We start from the raw sequence: 16,754 nt of genomic DNA on the forward strand, positions 1-16,754 counted from the left end.
GTCCATGCGGACGTGCGCAGGGGTATTGTCCATGACAGACACCACCGCATTTATCACTCTTGAGAATATCAGCAAACAATTCCCGGGCGTGCTGGCGCTGGATAACGTGAATATGACGCTGAGAAAAGGCGAAGTTCACTGTCTGGCGGGTCAAAACGGCTGTGGTAAAAGCACCATTATTAAAGTGATCTCTGGAGTGTATCATCCGGAAAAAGGCGCGCAGATTTTACTCGATGGCAAATTATTCCATCACCTGACGCCGCAGCTTTCTTCCCATTATGGTATTCAGGTTATTTATCAGGACCTGTCGTTATTCCCTAACTTTAGCGTCGCTGAAAATATCGCGGTCAACCGCTATCTGCCCGGTGGCGATATCTGGGTGCGCCGTGGCGCGATGAAACAGCAGGCGCTGGCCGCTATGAAACGCATCGGCGTGAACATCGATCCCGATAAAAAAGTCGAAAAACTGTCGATTGCCGACCGGCAACTGGTCGCCATTTGCCGGGCTATTGCCGCCGATGCGCGTCTGGTGATTATGGATGAACCCACCGCTTCGTTAACCCGCCAGGAGGTCAATGGCCTGCTACGGGTCGTCAACGAACTGAAAGCGGCCGGGATTTGCGTGGTGTTTGTCAGCCACCGTCTGGATGAAGTGATGGAAGTGGCGGACCGTATCAGCGTGATGCGCGACGGCAAACTGGTGGGGACTTACCCGGCCAGCGAACTCGACAGTCACGAACTGGCCTTCCTGATGACCGGACAACGCTTCCACTACAGCCCGCTGCCGGAAAGACCTGCTATTGAGCAAGAGCCGCTGCTCGAGCTGCGCAACCTCAGCCGCCGGGGGAAATACCAGAACATCAATTTATCGCTACATAGCGGTGAGATTGTCTCCATTGTCGGTCTGCTGGGTGCCGGTCGCACCGAGCTTTGCCTCAGTTTGTTCGGCATGACCCAGCCGGAAAGCGGCGAAATGCGCATTAACGGCCAGCCGGTTACTCTGCGCAATAATCATGACGCCATCAAACACGGGATCGGCTATGTCTCTGAAGATCGCCTGACGCAGGGGCTGATCATGGAGCAGTCGATCTATGACAACACCATCGTCACGGTGTTTGACCAACTGCATACCAGCAGCGGTCTGCTCGATCATCGTAAAGCGCAAAAGCTGGTCGCCGATTTAATCCGTGAGTTGAACATTAAAGTCTCCGATCCGCATCTGCCGGTCAAAACGCTCTCCGGCGGTAATGCCCAACGCATTGCCATTGCCAAATGGGTGGCAACCCACCCGCGCATCTTGATCCTCGACTCCCCTACCGTCGGCGTGGATATCGCCAACAAAGAGGGGATTTACCAGATAGCCCGCGATCTGGCGGAACAGGGAATGGCGGTGCTGATGATTTGCGATGAAATCCCGGAAGCGTATTACAACAGTCATCGTGTGCTGGTGATGCGCCGCGGCAAACTGGTGGCGGAATTTAATCCTCATCACTGCCGTGAAGAGGAGATTGCTGAAGTGGTCGAGGTAATCAATGAATAGTCTGCGTCTCTCCCGTTTAATCGGGCAACATGAATTCTGGCTGGGCCTGCTGGTCGTGGCGCTCGCCGTCGGGCTGAGCGTCAGTACCGATGAGTTCCTGTCGCTGGGCAATCTCACAGATGTCGCCACCAGCTACGCGATTCTCGGTATTCTCGCCTGCGGGCTGTTTGTGGTGCTGATTTCCGGCGGGATCGACATCTCATTTCCAGCGATGACCGCGATTGCCCAGTATGCGATGGCCAGTTGGGTGATCGCTCACGGCGGCAACTTCGTACTGGCTTTAACCATCGCAATGGCGGTAGGTCTGCTGCTTGGGCTGATTAATGGCTTCCTGGTCTACTGGCTGCGCGTTCCGGCGATCATCATTACCATCGCCACGCTGAACGTCTACTACGGCCTGCTGGTTTATGCCACCAAAGGTACCTGGCTGTACGGCTTCCCGGACTGGTTTATGAACGGTATCAACTGGTTGTCGTTCACCGCGACAGACGGCTACGACTACGGTTTAACCCTGCCCCTGCTGTGCCTGGCTGCGGTGATCATCTTTACCGCCGTACTGATGAACTATACCCGTCTTGGCCGTCAGGTTTACGCCATGGGCGGCAACCGCGACGCGGCCTCGCGCCTGGGGCTGAATCTGCTGAAGCTGCATTTCTACGTCTATGGCTATATGGGCATTCTGGCAGGCGTTGCCGCCGTGGTTCAGGCGCAAATCACCCAGTCTGTTGCCCCCAATTCCCTACTCGGCTTTGAGTTAACGGTGCTGGCGGCGGTCGTGCTCGGTGGCACCAGCATGAGCGGCGGGCGCGGTACGTTAACCGGAACGCTACTGGGTGTTGTGCTGCTGGCGTTCTTGCAAAATGGTCTGACGCTGCTGAGCGTCTCCTCTTACTGGCACACCGTGTTCAGCGGCGCCATTATCCTGGTCAGCATTAGCGCCACGGCCTGGAACGAAAAACGTAAACTGGCAAGGGAGCTTTGAGATGAAAACAATCGCCAGATTTTTACCCGGTGATGCCATCATTCGTCTGCAATGCGTCATTATTGTGGCCGTCGCCCTGGTCTTCTCGGCCCTGCTCGGCAGCCGTTTTTTCAGCGTCGCTAACTTCCAGTCGATTGGCTCGCAGTTGCCAATCCTCGGCATGCTGGCCCTCGGGATGGGCATGACCATGCTGACCGGCGGCATTAACCTGTCGATTATTGCCGGGGCAAATGCCTGCTCGCTGGTGATGGCGGCGATAATCGTCACCCACCCGGATAACCCGCTGTTTCTGGTACTGGCATTGGTTGCTGGCGCTGCGGTGGCGGTGGCTATCGGCACGCTCAACGGCGCTTTAATTGCCTGGGTCGGCGTCTCGCCTATTCTCGCCACCCTCGGCACGATGACGCTGATCTCCGGGCTGAATATTTTGCTTTCCAACGGGACGGTGATTTCAGGTTTCCCGACTGCCATTCAGTATCTTGGCAACGCCACAATTGCCGGTATTCCGGTGGCGCTACTGCTCTTTTTCCTCGTGGCAATCCTGCTGTGGGTGCTGCTGGAGCACACCACGCTTGGGCGCAGCCTGTATCTCGTCGGCTCCAATGAGCAGGCTACCCGCTACAGCGGCGTGAATACCGTACGGGTACAAATTTCGGTGTACGTTATTTCAGCCCTGCTCGGCTGGGTCGCCGCCATTCTGATGATGGCGAAATTCAACTCGGCCAAAGCCGGATACGGTGAATCCTACCTGCTGGTCACCATCCTTGCCTCTGTGCTCGGCGGCATTAACCCGGATGGCGGCTTCGGACGCATTATCGGCCTGGTACTGGCGCTGATTGTGCTGCAAATGCTGGAAAGCGGCCTTAACTTGCTGGGGGTCAGCAGCTATCTGACGATGGCGCTGTGGGGCGCGGTGCTGATCCTCTTTATCGCATTACAGAATCGTAAAGCCTGATTTCAGGAGAAAAAATTATGGCAAGTTACTTTATTGGTGTGGATGTCGGAACCGGAAGCGCCCGTGCTGGCGTGTTTGATCTCAACGGCAGAATGGTCGGTCAGGCCAGTCGGGCCATCGAGATTTACCGTCCGCAGGCCGATTTTGTTGAGCAGTCTTCCGATAACATCTGGCAGGCTGTGTGTAACGCGGTTCGCGATGCGATTAACCAGTCGGATATCAATCCTATTCAGGTGAAAGGTCTGGGCTTTGACGCTACCTGTTCATTGGTGGTGCTGGATAAAGAAGGTAATCCACTCACCATCAGCCCTTCCGGGCGCAGTGAACAGAACATTATTGTGTGGATGGACCATCGCGCCATTACTCAGGCCGATCGCATTAACGCCCTGCATCATCGGGTACTGGACTACGTCGGCGGCATTATCTCCCCGGAGATGCAAACGCCAAAACTGTTGTGGCTGAAGCAGCACATGCCCAATACCTGGGCTAACGCCGGTTACTACTTTGACCTACCTGATTTCCTCACCTGGCGCGCAACGGGCGATGACACACGCTCATTGTGCTCGACGGTGTGTAAATGGACCTATATGGGCCATGAAGATAAATGGGATGCCAGCTATTTCCGCCAGATTGGGCTGGAAGATTTGCTGGAACACGATGCCGCTAAAATTGGCCGCTACGTGAAAACCATGGGCGAACCGCTCGGCCATGGGCTGTCAGCACGCGCCGCCAGCGAAATGGGTCTGATCCCCGGCACCGCGGTCAGCGTATCGATTATTGATGCCCACGCCGGTACCCTCGGTACGCTCGGCGCCAGCGGAGTTTCCGGCGAGGTGCCGGATTTCGACCGTCGTATCGCACTGATTGGCGGCACCTCCACCGGACACATGGCGATTTCCAAAGAGCCGCGTTTTATCGGCGGTGTCTGGGGGCCTTACTACTCTGCCGTACTGCCGGAATACTGGCTTAACGAAGGCGGGCAGTCGGCAACAGGGGCGTTAATCGACCACGTAATTCAGTCGCATCCGTGCTACGACACCTTACTGGCGCAGGCTAAGTCGCAGGGACAGACCATTTATGAAGTGCTGAATGCGTTGCTGCGTAAAATGGCCGGTGAGCCGGAAGATATCGCCTTCCTGACCCGCGATATGCATATCCTGCCCTATTTCCACGGCAATCGCTCGCCGCGCGCCAACCCTACGCTTACGGGGACAATCACCGGACTTAAGCTGTCGCGCACGCCGGAAGATATGGCGCGACAGTATCTGGCGACTATCCAGGCCATTGCCCTCGGTACGCGACATATCATTGAAACGATGAATCAAAGTGGCTACACCATCGATACGATTATGGCCAGCGGCGGCGGGACGAAAAACCCGATCTTCGTTCAGGAACACGCCAACGCCACCGGTTGCGCCATGCTGCTGCCGGAAGAGAGTGAAGCCATGCTGTTGGGCGGTGCCATGATGGGAACTATCGCCGCCGGTGTATTTGACACCTTCCCGGAAGCGATGTCGGCGATGAGCCGGATTGGTAAAACGGTCACCCCGCAAACCAACCGTATTAAGCAGTACTACGATCGCAAATATCGGGTATTCCACGAGATGTATCAGGACGATATGAAATACCGCCAACTGATGCAGGAGGAAGCATGAGTGACTCCTGGTCTCAGGCCACCGGCGTATTCCAGAGCTACAGCGATGCCCTTGCGGGTCTGGGACAGCACCTGACTGAACCGCTCTGGCAGTCGCTGATGGCGGAACTGCGCGGTTGTCAGGGAAAAATCGTCGTTACCGGCGTCGGCACCTCCGGCATTGCGGCGCGTAAAATCGCGCATATGCTCGCCTGCGTGGAGCGCCCGGCGATTTATCTCAATGCCACCGATGCGGCGCACGGCGATCTGGGTTTTTTACGCGCCGACGACCTGGTTATTATGCTGTCACGCGGAGGCAATTCGGATGAACTTACCCGGCTGCTGCCTGGGCTGGCGGCGAGAAATGTGCCGATCCTGAGCGTGACGGAAAACGCTGATTCGGCCATCGCTAAAGCGTCGAGGCTGGTGATTTCCACCGGCGTCCAGCGTGAGGCCGACCCGCTGAACATGCTGGCGACGACCTCAATTCTGCTGGTACTGGCGATCTTTGACGCCGCCTGCGCCTGTTTGATGAGTGAAAGCGGCTACTCGAAGGAGACACTGCTGGCAGTGCATCCCGGCGGCGATGTGGGATTAACGCTGAGCCGTGGGCAGGCGTGATGGAGAACATGTAATTCCGGCTCAGGGTTCCGTTCACCTCAACGCTCTGACTTTCAGCTATATCCTTTTTGCTGTTCAAACATGTTCAAATAAAAATACAGATGGTCAGGCGTGGCTGGTCCGGCTGAAAATTGCCGACGTGTTTCCGTAAGGCCGGGAGAGCCAGCATGGATGCTGGCTCAGGGCGCGCTTTACAGGGACGTTACATCGCGCCCGCCCCGGTAGCCAGGAGGAATAAGCGGAGGGAACCGCGGAGCGGCAATTTTCCCGCCGGGAGCCGGGATTGTTAAGGGTGCGGCGATAGCACCCTTAACACGTTCACTGGCGTTCAGTGTACAGAAAAGCGATGAACATGAGGTGAACGGAACCTTTCTCTGCGATAGCATGTTTATACCTCCCTCCGCCGCATTCCCCCCTCTGGCATTTTTTATATCCCAACTAAAGATAAAACAGTGAAAAAGCGGATTAACGCGCTGCGTTCCACTACCGCTATCTGTTCCGCACGTTAAAAATTCTGTGACGCTCCCCAGCATTCCTGGCGTAAAGCTTTCCATTCCTCAAATCTATGCGCAAACTTTAACTATTCTTATCAAACATACTCACGGGAGATTCTACAGATGATGTCAACGCTCGCCCCGCCATCTGTACTTTCCGCTCCCCAACGCCGTTGCCAGGTACTGCTGACGCTTTTTCTGCCGGGGCAGATAGCTACCGCGCAGACCTTCAGCAGTCTCAATGGCGTCGATGATGCCACCGTTCAGGAGGATATCATTGGCGCGGGGCTTGAAATCCAGCGTTATCATCGGCTCGCCATTATTTCCGCCCAGAATGGCGGCTATGCGATCGAAGGCGCCCCGCTGAACCAGCGTCTGTGCCTGTTGCATTGGCTGCGCCGTGGCCTGCGGATCTGCCCGACCTTTATCGCCCAACATTTCACACCCGCATTGAAAATGGCGCTGAAACAGCAGGGCATAGCGCGCACGTTGTATGATGACACCAATCTGCATGCGCTGATTAACCTCTGCTCCCGACGCTTGCAAAAGCCCTTTGAGTGTCGTGATATCCAGTTCCTGCGGCTGTTTTTACAATACTGCCTGCTGCAACATCACGCGGGGATCACCCCGGAGTTTAATCCACTCCAGCAGCGCTGGGCGCAATCCTGCGCGGAGTACGCTCTGGCTGAGGAGATCGCCCGCCACTGGCAACGTCACGTCATGCAAAGTGCGCCGCCGGGCGAATCGCTGTTTATGGCATTGCTGTTCTCAATGATTCGCATCCCCGACCCCATCCGCGATAACCACCAGCAGGATCGCCGTCTTCGTCTGGCTATCGCGCGGCTGGTGCTGCGTTTTCGCGAGTATGGCAACGTTCGCTTCAGCGATGAACAAGGGCTGAACGACCAGTTGTATATCCACCTTGCCCAGGCGCTGAACCGCAGTGTGTTTGCTATTGGCATTGATAACACGCTACCGGAAGAGTTCAGCCGACTTTATCCCCGGCTGGTACGCACCACCCGCGAGGCGATACACGGATTCGAAGCGGAATACGATGTGCAGTTTTCAGAAGAAGAGATCGGATTGGTGGCGGTGATTTTCGGTGCCTGGCTGATGCAGGAGAAGGATTTGCACGAAAAACAGATTATCCTGCTGACCGGCAGTAATGAACAACTCGAAGCGCATATAGAACAGCAGCTACGCGAACTGACGCTGCTGCCGCTCAACGTAAAACATATGCCAATGCAGGACTTTCAAAAAGAGGGCGCGCCGCGTGGCGTAACGCTGATCGTCACACCGTACACTACGCCGCTGCCGCTGTTTTCACCGCCGTTGATTCATGCGGATCTGGCGCTGACGTCTCACCAGCAGCAGCAGATCCGCAAAATCCTCGAATCATAACGTCGCAGGCTGCGCCACCACTTTCGGGCGCAGCACGATAGCCGGTAGCGCCACCAGCGCCATCACCCAGAATACGCCGCTGCCCAGGTTCTGGTACAGGTAGCCGGCGAAAACGGTCATGATGGCGATACTGCCGCCCATCGCCACCGCGGAATAGACCGCCTGCAAACGAATCACTTCGCTGCCCTGTCGCGCCGCGATATAGCGCATTGCCGCCAGGTGACAGACGGTGAAGGTACCGCAGTGCAGGATCTGCACCACTATCAGCCACGGCAGATCGGTGCTCCAGCCCATCAGCCCCCAACGCGCCACGCCGCAAACGGCGGAAAGCAACAGCAGATCGCGGGCGCTAAAGCGGCGGAACAGCTTGTGACTCAGCGCGAAGATGATCACTTCCGCCACAACGCCCAATGACCATAAATAGCCCACCGCCGAGGCGGAATAACCGGCGGATTGCCAGTAAATGGCGCTAAAACCATAATAGGCGGCATGTGCGCCCTGCAGCAGACTCACGCAGGCAAGAAAACGCCAGCTTTGCGTTATTAACGCGCGCCAGGCGGGCCATCCCGCACTCTCCTGCTGACGGGTTTCACCTGCTGGCTGCACGCTCGGGCGAATCATCATGCCCAGCAGCATCGAGGCGACGCCAAGCGACAGCAGAATAAGGATCACCCGATAGTCAAACAGGCTCACCAGCTTACCGGTCAGCGCAGAGCCAATTACAAAGGCCACGGATCCCCACAGTCGAACCCGCCCATAATCCATGGTTATCTGTTTTTGCCAGGTGTTAGCCAGCGCGTCGGTCAGCGGCACCAACGGTGAGAAAAACAGGTTAAATCCGACCATCACCACCATCAGCCACGCCACGTTGGTCCCCGCCCAGAAAGCCAGCGCAAACACCAACGTCAACAGAGCCAGAATACGTAAAGCGGTAATCAGACGAGAGGGATCGCTCACGCGCGGCGCAATCAGCAAGCTACCGAGAAAACGGGCAATCAGCCCCGCGCCCAACAGTAAACCAATGGTTTCCGGCGTCAGCCCCAGCCCTTCGAGCCAGACGCTCCAGAAAGGCAGAAAAATACCGTAGCTAAAGAAATAGGTGAAATAACCGAGCGCCAGCCAGCGCGTGGAATGCAAAGCCATGAATCCCTCCCGTTTGGAGACGGTAGTCTGGCGATAAACTCTGGCTGGCGCAAGAGACCATTAACAGGCAGATAACATGATTTTCGCCCTATTCGATGCAAATTTGCATCGCAAAATGACAGCGTTCTTCCTGCGCTAAAACCTGCAATCCCGGCTGCCCCTGCATGTGGTGGGCATTCACCGGATGCGTCTGCGGCTCCAGGCACAGGAATGGTTCACCCGACATTCTGAACAGCATCAACCACGGAGTTTGCGCTAAAATCGTGACTTTCATCACATCATGCTGAATAACGGCCCGCCCGCTCCAGCCAGAATAACCCACATTCAACCAGGCATCTTCACCGTATTGCGCATGCATGAAATCTGCTGCGGGTGGAATATTACTTTGCCAGTCCAGTGGCAGATGCTGTTCCCCCTCCGGCCAGTAGCCGCTGGCGGTGAACTGGGCCGTACTGTGCGTATCAAAGGCAAAAAACGGATGGAACCCGCAGCCATAGATCATCGGTTGTTCCCCGCAATGGGTGAGCGTCAATGAAGCATGCAGGCTTGACGCTTCCAGTTGGTAGCAAAGCTGCGCCGTATAGTCGTAACCACAGGGATGCCAACTGCGCAACTGTAGCAAACAACCGCTTTGCGTAGCAGTGATAACCTGCCAGCGCTGCAGCCAACCGTCACCGTGCAGGAAGAAGTGTGCATCCGCCTCATGGTGCGGTAGCACAACCTCTTCCCCACGTAACACAAAACGATTGCCCGCCACCCTATTTGCCACCGGTAACATCGGGAACAGGCCGCAATCACCGGGCTGCTGACCATGACCTTCGCGTAATATTGCCTGTTGATGTTGTAACGAAACCAGACTCAATAGCGAACCGCCCTGTGGATCTACGCACATCCGTAGATGTGCGTTTTGTAACATCAGCAGAGAGTTCATTAGCGGGCGCTTCGTTGCTGGCTTGATGCGCCAACTTTCGTATGCTGCGCCGCCAGCCGTTCTTCCAGCGCTTCCAGCGTCACGCCTTTGGTTTCCGGCACATTACGCAGAACATAGATAAAGCCCATCGCACAAATCACACCATAGAGCAGGAAACTTCCCGATGCGCCCAGACTCGCATTCAGCAGTGGGAAGGTATAGGTCAGCAGGAAGCAGGCAATCCACAACGCCAGCGTGCCGAGCGACATCGCTAACCCGCGAACACGGTTGGGGAAGATTTCGGACAGCAGCACCCAGGTTACCGGGGCCAGCGTCAGGGCGTAAATGGCAATCGCCGCCAGCACCAGAACCAAAACCGGCCAGCCCAGAATGCCCAACCCGTATGCCCCGGCAATAAGTACGTAGATAACCGTCAGCCCTGATGCACCAAACAGCATCAGTTTACGACGCCCAATTTTGTCCACCAGCGGCAGAGCGGCAAGGGTAAAGACCAGATTGATGATCCCGGTCGCTACGATCGATTTTAACGTGCCGTTGATGTCGAATCCGGCGGAAGCAAATATCTCCTGCGCATAGTTGAAAATAACGTTGATCCCACACCACTGCTGGAACACTGCCAGCACCATGCCAATAATCACTATCGGTTTGATCTGCGGTTGTAACAGTGATGACCACGCGACCTTGTGGTTATCTTTTTGTAGCGTATGTTCAATCTCTTTCAGCGTTTGCCCGGCATATTCTGCCGAACCAATGCGCTGCAGCATGGTGCGCGCACGTTCGGCTTTTCCTGCCTTCACCAACCAGCGCGGCGATTCAGGGACAAAGAACATCAGCACCAGGAATATTACCGCGGGCACTAATTCAGCGCCAAACATCCAGCGCCAGCCCGTCTGACCGTTCCAGCTTTCCACAATCGCCTGCTGCGTAGCGCCTGTGGCGACAGGTTCGGCAATCATCAGGTTGATAAGCTGCGCCGCCAGGACGCCAATCACGATGGTGAGCTGGTTAACGGCAACAAAGCGACCACGCTTTTCCGCCGGGCTGACCTCAGCGATATACAGCGGGCTTAGCGCGGATGCCAGACCAATCCCCACGCCGCCAACGATGCGATAAACAACAAACATGTCAAAATTGCTGGCAACTGCGGTCCCCCAGGCTGAAGCGCTAAAGAGGATCGCCGAGAGAATCAGCGGCATCTTTCGGCCAAATTTATCGGCGCACCAGCCGGAAATCAGCGCACCAAAGATACAACCAACCAACGCCGAGCTCATCGCCCAGCCAGATTGCGCCGGATCGGTAATCGAGAAATAAGCTTCATAGAAGGGCTTTGCCCCGCCGATTACCACCCAGTCATAGCCAAAAAGTAAACCACCGCAGGCGGCAACCAGGCAGATAGTCCAGACGTAACCAATCTTTAAATGTGTCTGCGCGTTATTCATTATGATTCCTCTTTCAGGGAAACGCAGGGGACAGAAGGTTTCGGGTGAGGTTGCCCCCACCCGTTTCGGGTATTACTGGAACAGCCTTACGTTTATGGCGTGACGCAGCAGTAACGCCTTGTCATGCGCCGGATTGAGTTGCAGAAGCTCATCAAGATCGCGCTGGCAAGCAGAACTATTTCCCAGTCCCAGATGCCCAAGCGCATTGATAAACAGGCAGTGTTGCTGGTGTTTTGCTTGTGCTGAGGTATCCAGTACCACCAGATCGGGCAGCGATACGGCAAAGAAATCGACATCCGGGATGTTGTCGCGATGCGACTCAACCCATTGTAGGAAGCTGTTGAACAGAGCGTCCGCCTCTGCATCATCGCCAAGTTTTCTCTGCGCCATCCCCTGCCAGAAGAGATAGTCCACCGGCTGGTCGTTGTAGTAACGTCCGGCATCCAGTGAGCTACCGCCACGTGTGGCACGGGAGAAGTAACGCTGGGATTCCTCGAAATGCCCCTGCTGCTGGGCGCAATAACCCAGCAAATACCAGATGTCATTATCCGTTTGCCCAGGCAGACGCCCCTCCCCAAGGTTTTGCGGGTAGTGCAGCGCCTGTTGCAGTTGCGTGATGGCGGTTTGCGGGTCGCCCGCCTGAACAGCCTCCAGTGCGCGATGCATCTGATTCAGCAGATATTGCCCGGTGGCTTTGCCTTCTCCCCCCTCCCACGGATGAAATACACGCTCACGTAAGATTGCCGCGGCCTCGTCGTAGCGCCCCAATCCATTCCACAGACTAAGCAGTTCCACCGTCAGATCGTCGCGATGGAAGACAATATCTTTGCTGGCTTCCAGTCGCTGCAAACGCTGTTCAGCCGGTTGCGCCATCAGCTTTTTGAGATAGTCGAGTTCGAACAGGAAACGGGCATTTTGCGGCTCCAGTGCTACGGCCTGCGACAGATACTGTATCGCCTGCTGTGCATCGTGCTGTTTGTTCCAGGCATAGATCCCCAATAAGCGATGCACTGGGGCAAAATCCGGCTCCTGCGCAAGGGTAAATTGCCAGCAGGAGACCGCCTCGTCATAGCAGCGTTTGCTGTACCAGAAACAGCCGAGCAAATAGCGGGCAAAAGCGCTCTGCTCGAGGGTTTGCAGCATCTGTACTTCATCCAGCGTATTGGGAAAACGGACGCGATTTTGCAGACACTTACGCGCTCGTTCGATGAAAGGTTGCGGATTGTCGCTCAACGAAGCGCGCCACAGCATCGGTAGCGTTTCCTGGCTGTCGAGCAGTTCCAGCACGCCACGGGCAGCATCTTTTTGCCCCAATGCGATCAACCAGCCAGCCAGTTCACACGCGTTGGTACCGCGCCGCCCGGTAATCGAGATTAGCGCCTGTGCAGTCGCTTCATCCTGGCAAATAGCCCAGCGCGCATAGTGCAGGGTGTAACTCAGCGGATAATCAACCAGCTGTTGGCAAATGTATTCCAGCGCTTGCGCATTGCGATCAAGCTTAGCCAGCGCCAGCGCTTTCAGTCCCATCGCCAGGTTATTACTGCCGTTAAAGCGCAGGCTCTGCTCGACCTTTTCCAACGCGCCGGCATAGTCCTGACGTTTCATCGCCAGGCGCGCTAACGACCAGAAAGCCGCGTCCCGGCAGTTGCCGCTCCAGCTCGCCTTATAATAATTATCCCAGGCGCTGTCATCGTCGCCCTGGCGTTCCTGCGCGGCAGCCAGCAGCATACTCGCCTCGCCATCACGTGGATTCTTATTGAGCTTGTGCGCCCGTTCCAGCGCCTTGCCCGCACAATGGGCTGCTAATGCCCAGTCCGCGCGGTTTAGCGCCAGCGTCCCCAGCGCCACATTATTGCGATAATCCAGCGGGTCGACCTCCAGCGCGCGGCGGTAATAGTCTTCGGCATAGCGGCTGGCGTGGTTGTACTGCTCCAGATGCTGACCAATAAAATAGAGTTCATCGGTATTAGCAAGCGCTTCTGGCTGAGCTGGCGCGCTGGCCGCCGAGGGTAGTGGTAACTCTTGCGCCAGGTGCTCTTCGTACTGCAAAAGCGTGGAGCCATCGGCGCGAGTGACGGTCATCGTTACCCGGGCATGACCATTGTCAGACACATCGGCTAACCAGCTCTGCCCCGGCTCAAGGGAGAGTGTATTCTCAAAGAACGGCTGCCCGTGTGCCGCAAGCGTAACCTGAACATCGCGTAGCGGCGCTATCGCATAAACGCCCACTGAAAGCTGGCTTCCCTCACGCACCAGCCGAAGCGCCAGTTGCGTGCTGGCGTTTTGCACCATGCCAAGTTCGCTGTAGGGCAGGAAGTTTTGCACGAAAACTTTCTCTTCGTACGGCGCAAGCCAGGTAAAATCCGGTTGGTTATCGGTAAAGACCCCGGTCATCAGTTCGATATACGGACCGTTGTCATCGGTGAGATTACGATCCCAGGCAACGCCAAAGTCGCCGTATCCCCAGGTCCACTGTTTTTTCCCCGGCGAAACATGGTGGTCCGCCACGTGCAGTAATCCACCGCGTTCGCCGTGGTGCCAGGCACCGACAAAGTCATAATCCGATTTTTCCGCCATATAAGAGGTCGGAACGGGTACGTTTTTGTAGCGAGAGATATCCACACCCGCCGAGTAATCCACTTTGTAGTAGGTGCCAGTAGCGATAGGAAACGCTGAAACATCGCGCTTACCGTGGTCGAATACCGCGGTTACATCCGGCGGAAACACGCTCTGATGATCGTCGCCACCTTTCACCGCCGGATTCGCCCACCACAGGAAGTGGCGCGGGGTAGCGTTACCGTTAAACACCTTCCCGGTTATTTCGATCAGCGCGCGATCTGGGTACAGTGTAAACCCGGTCATCACCTGTAAACCACGCATGGGTTCAACCTCCCCCATCCACACGGTATATTCGCCCTGCTCGCCCTGCTGCTGCGTAAAATCAACCGGCATAAAGGTGGTTGGACGATGATGCTGCGGCCAGTTGAACTCAATGCCGCCAGAGATCCATGGCCCAAGCAGGCCAACCAACGCAGGTTTCACTACTTCGTTGTAGTAGACGAAATCACGCTGCTGCACTTTGTCATACGCACGATGGATGCGTCCGCCTAATTCCGGCAGCAGCATGATGCGAATGAAGTCATTCTCCATCCACACCGCCTGATAGTCGCGCATTTCACGCTTGCCGGTCAGGGTATCAATCACGCCGTAGGGATAAACCGCACCAGAGGATCCCTGATACACCCTTTTCTCCAGAAACATCGGGTTAGCGTCTTCTTCACCCACCGTCCACGTTGGGAGGGTGATCGTTTCCTGCCAGACTTTAACTGAACCGTACATGCCGCTCTCCACTCAATAAACAAAAGTAAAAATTTAACCTGAGGCTATTCTGCAGCAGTTAAGTGGCGTTAAAATGCACAATGCTCACGCAATATAGTAAAGGGAGTTAAGTGTATGCAGCGTTTGGGATTCAATAACGCCAGGGTGCGTCAGGCAAATAAACAGATCTTTTTGTCGCATCTATGGCGGGAAAAACAGCTTAGCAAGTCGCAGTTGGCGCAGCTCACCAGTCTGTCAATCCCGGCGGTCAGCAATATTCTTGAAGAGCTGATGGATGAAGGGAGAATCAGCCATTCGCTAGAGACGTTAAGCCAGCGCGGTTTGAGTAGCGGCAGTTATCATTTGCCAGAAACAGGCGCCTGGACGCTCTGCATCAACGTCACCCCCACCAGCATCACCAGCCAACTGGCGGACGCGCGTCTGGTGGCCGTCGGTGACTGGCGCCATGAGGTCATTAATCCTGATACGCCAAAAGCGCTACTGGCGGCATTGGCGACACACTGGCGAGAATACCATCGGCAATTTCCAGAGGTTACGATTAATCTGGCGCTAGGCGTGCACGGCCAGGTTGATCCGATTACCGGCGCATCAAAAACCATGCCTCAGGCTCCGTGGAAAACACCGGTGGAAATAAAATACCTGCTTGAGGAGATGCTTGGTGTGCAGGTCCGGCTGGACAATGACTGCGTGATGCTGGCGCTGGCGGAAAAGTGGCAAAATCCGGCGGCTAAAGGTGATTTTTGTGTGATTAACGTTGATTACGGCATTGGCTCATCGTTTGTGATTAACGATAACATCTGGCGGGGCAGTTTGTATGGCAGCGGTCAGATTGGCCATACAATAATTCATCCGGACGGCGTTGCCTGTGACTGCGGTCGTTATGGGTGTCTGGAAACGGTAGCGTCATTAAGCGCACTGAAAAAGCAGGCTCGCGTGTGGATGAAATCGCAACCGGCTTCCCTGTATGATCCGGAAACGTTGACCACCGACCAGCTTATTGATGCCTGGAGGCACGGAGACGTCCGCATTCAGGCGTGGGCTGAACATGCCGCCAGCGCTATTGGCCTGAGTCTTTATAACTTTTTGAATATACTGAATATTAACCAAATATGGTTATATGGGCGGAGCTGCGCATTTGGCGAGAGCTGGCTCAATACGCTGGTACAACAAACCGGATTCAATCCGTTCGATCACGGCGATAACCCGCGAGCCAGGGCAACGCAGATCGGTTTCGGTAAACTGACTCGCGCTCAGCAACTCATGGGAATTGGCTATCTGTATGTAGAATCACAACTTAGCGAGCTGTAGTCGTTAATCCACAACGCTCACGGCTAAACGTTCATGCACCGTGGCGATAAAGTCGGTCAGTGCCGGTTTCAGTGCCCCCTTTTTCCACGCCATCAGCAACGCGATGGTTGGAACATCACCAATAATGGGGCGAAAAACCACCTGTCCGGTATTAAAATTATTCATATAACCGGGTATCAAAGTCACCCCCAACCCCATGCCAACCAGGTTCATGGTCACCAGAATATTGGTCGCCACCTGCACGATATTGGGCTGGCTTTTTTGCTGCTGAAACCAGTTTTTTACAATCATTGCTAACGCGCCGGAATAAGCGGGATCGGTGCCGACAAAATTGACGCCGTGCAGTTGCTGTGCCGATATAGCTTTCTCATTAGCCAGCGGATGATTCACCGGTAACACTACCACCAGCGGCTCATGAATCAGCTCCAGATAATCCAGCTCTGGGCTGTAAACCGGATGACGCATTAAGCCAACGTCCAGCTCTCCGCGCAGGATCTTCTCCTCCTGCTCGGTGGTGATCAAACTGACCAGTTCAATATGCGTATCCGGTTGTTTTAAACGAAACAAAGGCAGCACCTTGGGCAACAGATTTACCTCTGCGGAAGGGACAAAGCCGATAGCGAAATGGTTATCTTCCTGCCCCGTTTTACGGGCGCGAACTTTGGCATTTTCCGCCTGTTCGAGGATCACCAACGCATCCTGTAAAAAACATTCACCTGCTGCCGTTAACGCAACTTTGCGCTTGTCCCGCACCAGCAAGGGAACCCCCACGCAGGCCTCCAGATCGCGGATCTGACTGCTTAACGAGGGCTGAGAGGTATGCAGTTTTTCTGCCGCCCGGGTGAAATTCAGCGCCTGCGCCACCGCTACAAAATAGCGTAAGTGCCTCAGTTCCATGCCCTTCTCCTTGTTATCGAAAAAATGTCTCAACTGGTAGAAATTTACTATTTCACAGATTGATAACTAAC

The 16,754-nt window shown here is 55.4% G+C and carries 12 protein-coding genes; 7 read left to right on the top strand and 5 right to left on the bottom strand.

The window, feature by feature from the left end; genetic code table 11:
* The first annotated feature begins 31 nt into the window (after window positions 1-31).
* The 6 genes from FDW92_RS07450 to csiE all read left to right on the top strand — a co-directional run bounded on the left by FDW92_RS07450 (window position 32) and on the right by csiE (window position 7,626).
* Entirely contained in the window at window positions 32-1,540 is a 1,509-nt protein-coding gene (locus FDW92_RS07450) for a sugar ABC transporter ATP-binding protein (protein WP_042306726.1), read from the top strand.
* Window positions 1,533-2,522 carry an ABC transporter permease gene (locus FDW92_RS07455; RefSeq protein WP_042306725.1) on the top strand — a complete coding sequence of 330 codons (990 nt, stop codon included), beginning with the start codon at window positions 1,533-1,535 and terminating at the stop codon, window positions 2,520-2,522. Before FDW92_RS07450 ends, FDW92_RS07455 begins: the two co-directional genes overlap by 8 nt.
* Window position 2,523: 1 nt before the next feature.
* The gene (locus FDW92_RS07460; protein WP_042306723.1) at window positions 2,524-3,477 is read left to right on the top strand and encodes an ABC transporter permease; all 954 of its coding nucleotides are present in this window, start codon (window positions 2,524-2,526) and stop codon (window positions 3,475-3,477) included.
* Window positions 3,478-3,494: 17 nt separating this feature from the next.
* On the top strand, window positions 3,495-5,132 hold the full coding sequence (locus tag FDW92_RS07465; protein ID WP_042306721.1) for an FGGY-family carbohydrate kinase: 1,638 nt from the start codon (window positions 3,495-3,497) through the stop codon (window positions 5,130-5,132).
* Window positions 5,129-5,731: an SIS domain-containing protein gene (locus FDW92_RS07470; RefSeq protein WP_042306718.1), complete on the top strand. Its 603-nt coding sequence runs from the start codon at window positions 5,129-5,131 to the stop codon at window positions 5,729-5,731. The genes FDW92_RS07465 and FDW92_RS07470 overlap by 4 nt, the downstream gene beginning before the upstream one ends.
* A 617-nt stretch (window positions 5,732-6,348) precedes the next feature.
* Window positions 6,349-7,626 carry a stationary phase inducible protein CsiE gene (csiE, locus tag FDW92_RS07475; protein WP_042306717.1) on the top strand — a complete coding sequence of 426 codons (1,278 nt, stop codon included), beginning with the start codon at window positions 6,349-6,351 and terminating at the stop codon, window positions 7,624-7,626.
* Here csiE and FDW92_RS07480 read toward each other — a convergent pair.
* From FDW92_RS07480 to FDW92_RS07495, 4 genes are all read right to left on the bottom strand, one after another.
* The gene (locus FDW92_RS07480; RefSeq protein ID WP_042306714.1) at window positions 7,621-8,769 is read right to left on the bottom strand and encodes a 3-phenylpropionate MFS transporter; all 1,149 of its coding nucleotides are present in this window, start codon (window positions 8,767-8,769) and stop codon (window positions 7,621-7,623) included. The genes csiE and FDW92_RS07480 overlap by 6 nt on opposite strands.
* 88 nt (window positions 8,770-8,857) lie before the next feature.
* Complete coding sequence (locus FDW92_RS07485) at window positions 8,858-9,700, bottom strand: aldose 1-epimerase (protein WP_042306713.1); 843 nt, start codon at window positions 9,698-9,700, stop codon at window positions 8,858-8,860.
* Window positions 9,700-11,139: a sugar porter family MFS transporter gene (locus tag FDW92_RS07490; RefSeq protein WP_042306711.1), complete on the bottom strand. Its 1,440-nt coding sequence runs from the start codon at window positions 11,137-11,139 to the stop codon at window positions 9,700-9,702. The genes FDW92_RS07485 and FDW92_RS07490 overlap by 1 nt, the downstream gene beginning before the upstream one ends.
* Before the next feature lie 72 nt (window positions 11,140-11,211).
* Window positions 11,212-14,478 (bottom strand): DUF5107 domain-containing protein, encoded by a 3,267-nt coding sequence (locus tag FDW92_RS07495; RefSeq protein WP_042306709.1) that lies wholly within the window; start codon window positions 14,476-14,478, stop codon window positions 11,212-11,214.
* Window positions 14,479-14,592: 114 nt separating this feature from the next.
* Here FDW92_RS07495 and FDW92_RS07500 point away from each other — a divergent pair, with 114 nt between their 5' ends.
* Complete coding sequence (locus FDW92_RS07500) at window positions 14,593-15,786, top strand: ROK family transcriptional regulator (protein WP_042306707.1); 1,194 nt, start codon at window positions 14,593-14,595, stop codon at window positions 15,784-15,786.
* Between the two features lie 3 nt (window positions 15,787-15,789).
* Here the strand turns inward: FDW92_RS07500 and hcaR are convergent, their stop codons facing one another.
* Entirely contained in the window at window positions 15,790-16,683 is an 894-nt protein-coding gene (gene hcaR, locus FDW92_RS07505) for a DNA-binding transcriptional regulator HcaR (protein WP_042306706.1), read from the bottom strand.
* Window positions 16,684-16,754: the final 71 nt, after the last annotated feature.

Source organism: Citrobacter sp. wls706 (assembly GCF_005281305.1).
Taxonomy (GTDB): Bacteria; Pseudomonadota; Gammaproteobacteria; order Enterobacterales; family Enterobacteriaceae; genus Citrobacter; species Citrobacter werkmanii.

Excerpts from the sequence above, each read along its gene's own strand:
- hcaR (WP_042306706.1), bottom strand. The coding sequence starts at position 16,683 with ATGGAACTGAGGCACTTACGCTATTTTGTAGCGGTGGCGCAGGCGCTG.
- FDW92_RS07465 (WP_042306721.1), top strand. The coding sequence starts at position 3,495 with ATGGCAAGTTACTTTATTGGTGTGGATGTCGGAACCGGAAGCGCCCGT.
- FDW92_RS07480 (WP_042306714.1), bottom strand. The coding sequence starts at position 8,769 with ATGGCTTTGCATTCCACGCGCTGGCTGGCGCTCGGTTATTTCACCTAT.
- FDW92_RS07460 (WP_042306723.1), top strand. The coding sequence starts at position 2,524 with ATGAAAACAATCGCCAGATTTTTACCCGGTGATGCCATCATTCGTCTG.
- csiE (WP_042306717.1), top strand. The coding sequence starts at position 6,349 with ATGATGTCAACGCTCGCCCCGCCATCTGTACTTTCCGCTCCCCAACGC.
- FDW92_RS07500 (WP_042306707.1), top strand. The coding sequence starts at position 14,593 with ATGCAGCGTTTGGGATTCAATAACGCCAGGGTGCGTCAGGCAAATAAA.
- FDW92_RS07490 (WP_042306711.1), bottom strand. The coding sequence starts at position 11,139 with ATGAATAACGCGCAGACACATTTAAAGATTGGTTACGTCTGGACTATC.
- FDW92_RS07495 (WP_042306709.1), bottom strand. The coding sequence starts at position 14,478 with ATGTACGGTTCAGTTAAAGTCTGGCAGGAAACGATCACCCTCCCAACG.
- FDW92_RS07450 (WP_042306726.1), top strand. The coding sequence starts at position 32 with ATGACAGACACCACCGCATTTATCACTCTTGAGAATATCAGCAAACAA.
- FDW92_RS07485 (WP_042306713.1), bottom strand. The coding sequence starts at position 9,700 with ATGAACTCTCTGCTGATGTTACAAAACGCACATCTACGGATGTGCGTA.
- FDW92_RS07470 (WP_042306718.1), top strand. The coding sequence starts at position 5,129 with ATGAGTGACTCCTGGTCTCAGGCCACCGGCGTATTCCAGAGCTACAGC.
- FDW92_RS07455 (WP_042306725.1), top strand. The coding sequence starts at position 1,533 with ATGAATAGTCTGCGTCTCTCCCGTTTAATCGGGCAACATGAATTCTGG.